A 2,662-nucleotide genomic window follows, 5' to 3' on the forward strand; every position below is an offset into this window, starting at 1 on the left:
CCCGCGTCGCGCCGTCCCGCTTCCCTTCCCCCGCGCCGCAGCACCCGCCGCGCGAAAGAGGCGTGATTCTAGGCAATCCCCGCCCGCCGCGCAAGCCCCCACCGATCCCCACCCCGGCACGCACCGGCGCACGGGCCGGCGCACGCGGAATCCAAGCGCGCCGCGAATCCGATGAGACCGCACCCGTGACCGTAATGCCCCCCTCTACCGCGATACCCCTCTATATATAGAACCGCAGAAGGGGGCACGGCGCATGCCCACCCCATACATCACTTCCCGGCCATCACAGCCTGCAGCCGGTCAACCGAAACCGCGCCGGCCATCGCCGCATAACCGGCATCACTCGGATGAATGCCGTCGCCGCTATCGTAGCGACGCTGGAGTACGCCCGGACGTGCCGGATCGCGCAGCACTTCATCGAAGTCGACCACACCATCGAATGCACCACTCTGCCTGATCCATCGGTTCACCTCCAGCCGTACCGCCTCGCGGCCAGCAGGCAAGCCGGCCGGCGTCAACGTCCCACCCAATATCTTTACGCCCTGGCTATGCGCAGCCTCGATCAGCCGGCGATAGCCGTCAATCAGCGACGTGGCCGTGACCTGCGTGTGCGGATAGTCGCAGTCGAGGCCAGCGCGTGGCGGCATCGCCGCAAAGTTGATGTCGTTGATGCCGATCAGCAGGATCGCCGCCTTCACGCCGGCGCGCGATAGCGCATCGCGCTCGAAGCGGGATTGCAGCGCGGCGCCATAGCACGCGGAATTGCTCAGCAGCCGATTGCCGCTGATGCCCAGATTCACCACGCCGATCGAATCGACGCCCGACGAGGTCAGCCGGCGTGCCAGCGCATCCGACCAGCGGTGATTCCGGTTCATGCTCGAGCGCAGTCCATCGGTGATCGAATCGCCGATCGCCGCGACACTCAAGCGCGCCGGCCCAGCCTCGATGGCCAGCTCCGTCACCCACGCGTATTGAGTAAATCGGGTGCGGAACATCGCGGCAGCAGCGTCCTTCGTATAGTCGCCCGGCCCCGACACATAGTTGAACTGATTCGAAACCCGATGCCACACGGTCATCCGCTGCCGCGCGCCCATATACAGGCTGATCGCATACGGCCTGCCAGCCACGATCTCCGCCGGCACCGGATCGCTTTCGATCTCCTGGCCGGGCGCCAACGTCACCGCCGCCCTCCCGCCGAAGCGCACCGGGAGCGCGACGCCGCCCGCCAGCGCCGCGCCCTCGCCCGCACGCGCGAGGCTCGCCGATTCGACGACCAACGGCGCACTGCCGTATGCGTTGCTCAGACGGATCCGCGCCGCCCGGCCCGAAACCGTCGGATAAACGATCTGGCGGACCGTCCGGCCAGCCACGTCGGGCGCACGATAGAGCGGCGGCGGCGCAGCCAGATCCGGAATCGGCTGCAGTGCGGTCGCCCAGGCGGCAACCCAACCTGCGGGCGCAGCGCCGGCCGCAAGCGGCGACAACAGAACGGTCGCGCCCAGCGCGGCCACAGCAAGCGTGCTTCGAAACGACATCGACAAAATCCTCATCGGAAAGCGGGCATTGTGCCGCAGATGTATGCCGGTTCCGTTCCGGCACACACCTGCGCGGTAGATTGCTTCTCGTATACCCGAACCCGATGCATATCGCTGAAATTATTTATTAACCGACCGGTCGGTTGGTTTATACTTCGTCCACATTCAACCGGACGAGAGTTTCGCCATGTACACGCAATCCCTCGACATCCCCGGCAACATCGCGCCGCTCGACGCCGCCGCCGACTCGCCCGAGCAAGCGCGGTTCGACGCGGTCATCGCCGCGGACGGCAAGATCGAGCCGCAGGACTGGATGCCCGACGCCTATCGCAAAACGCTGGTTCGCCAGATCTCGCAGCACGCGCACTCGGAAATCGTCGGCATGCTGCCGGAAGGCAACTGGATCACGCGCGCCCCGAGTCTCAAGCGCAAGGCGATCCTGCTCGCGAAGGTGCAGGACGAAGCCGGTCACGGTCTCTATCTGTACAGCGCAGCGGAAACGCTCGGCGTGTCGCGCGACGCGCTGCTCGACGCCCTCCACGCCGGCAAGGCGAAATATTCGAGCATCTTCAATTACCCGACGCCGACCTGGGCGGACGTCGGCGTGATCGGCTGGCTCGTCGACGGCGCCGCGATCATGAACCAGATCCCGCTGTGCCGCTGCACGTACGGCCCGTATGCGCGCGCGATGATCCGCGTGTGCAAGGAGGAGTCGTTCCACCAGCGTCAGGGCTTCGACGCGCTGCTGGCGATGATGAAGGGCTCGGACGCGCAGCGCGCGATGGTGCAGCAGGCGGTGAACCGCTGGTGGTGGCCGGTGCTGATGATGTTCGGCCCGAGCGACGCCGATTCCGTCCACAGCAACCAGTCCGCGAAATGGGGCATCAAGCGGATCACGAACGACGATCTGCGGCAGAAGTTCGTCGATGCGACCGTCGAACAGGCGAAGGTGCTCGGCGTCACGCTGCCCGACCCGGACCTGCAATGGAACGAGGCGCGCGGCCATTACGACTACGGCACGATCGACTGGGACGAATTCTGGCGCGTCGTCAACGGCGACGGCCCGTGCAACAAGGAACGTCTCGCGACCCGCGTGAAGGCGCACGAAGATGGCGCATGGGTGCGCG

General features: G+C 66.2%; 2 protein-coding genes. One reads left to right on the plus strand and one right to left on the minus strand.

Features of this window, described 5'->3' with window-relative positions:
* Positions 1 to 269 precede the first annotated feature (269 nt).
* Positions 270 to 1,535 carry an SGNH/GDSL hydrolase family protein gene (locus KH616_RS23910; protein ID WP_292253573.1) on the minus strand — a complete coding sequence of 422 codons (1,266 nt, stop codon included), beginning with the start codon at positions 1,533 to 1,535 and terminating at the stop codon, positions 270 to 272.
* Positions 1,536 to 1,722: 187 nt separating this feature from the next.
* Between KH616_RS23910 and paaA the strand changes: the two genes are divergently transcribed.
* Positions 1,723 to 2,662 (plus strand): 1,2-phenylacetyl-CoA epoxidase subunit PaaA (gene paaA, locus KH616_RS23915; protein WP_292253576.1); only part of this gene is annotated, 940 nt, incomplete at its 3' end.

Source organism: Burkholderia sp. (assembly GCF_018375725.1).
Classification (GTDB): domain Bacteria; phylum Pseudomonadota; class Gammaproteobacteria; order Burkholderiales; family Burkholderiaceae; genus Burkholderia.

Coding starts and splice junctions, on each gene's coding strand:
- KH616_RS23910 (WP_292253573.1), bottom strand. CDS start 1,535: ATGTCGTTTCGAAGCACGCTTGCTGTGGCCGCGCTGGGCGCGACCGTT.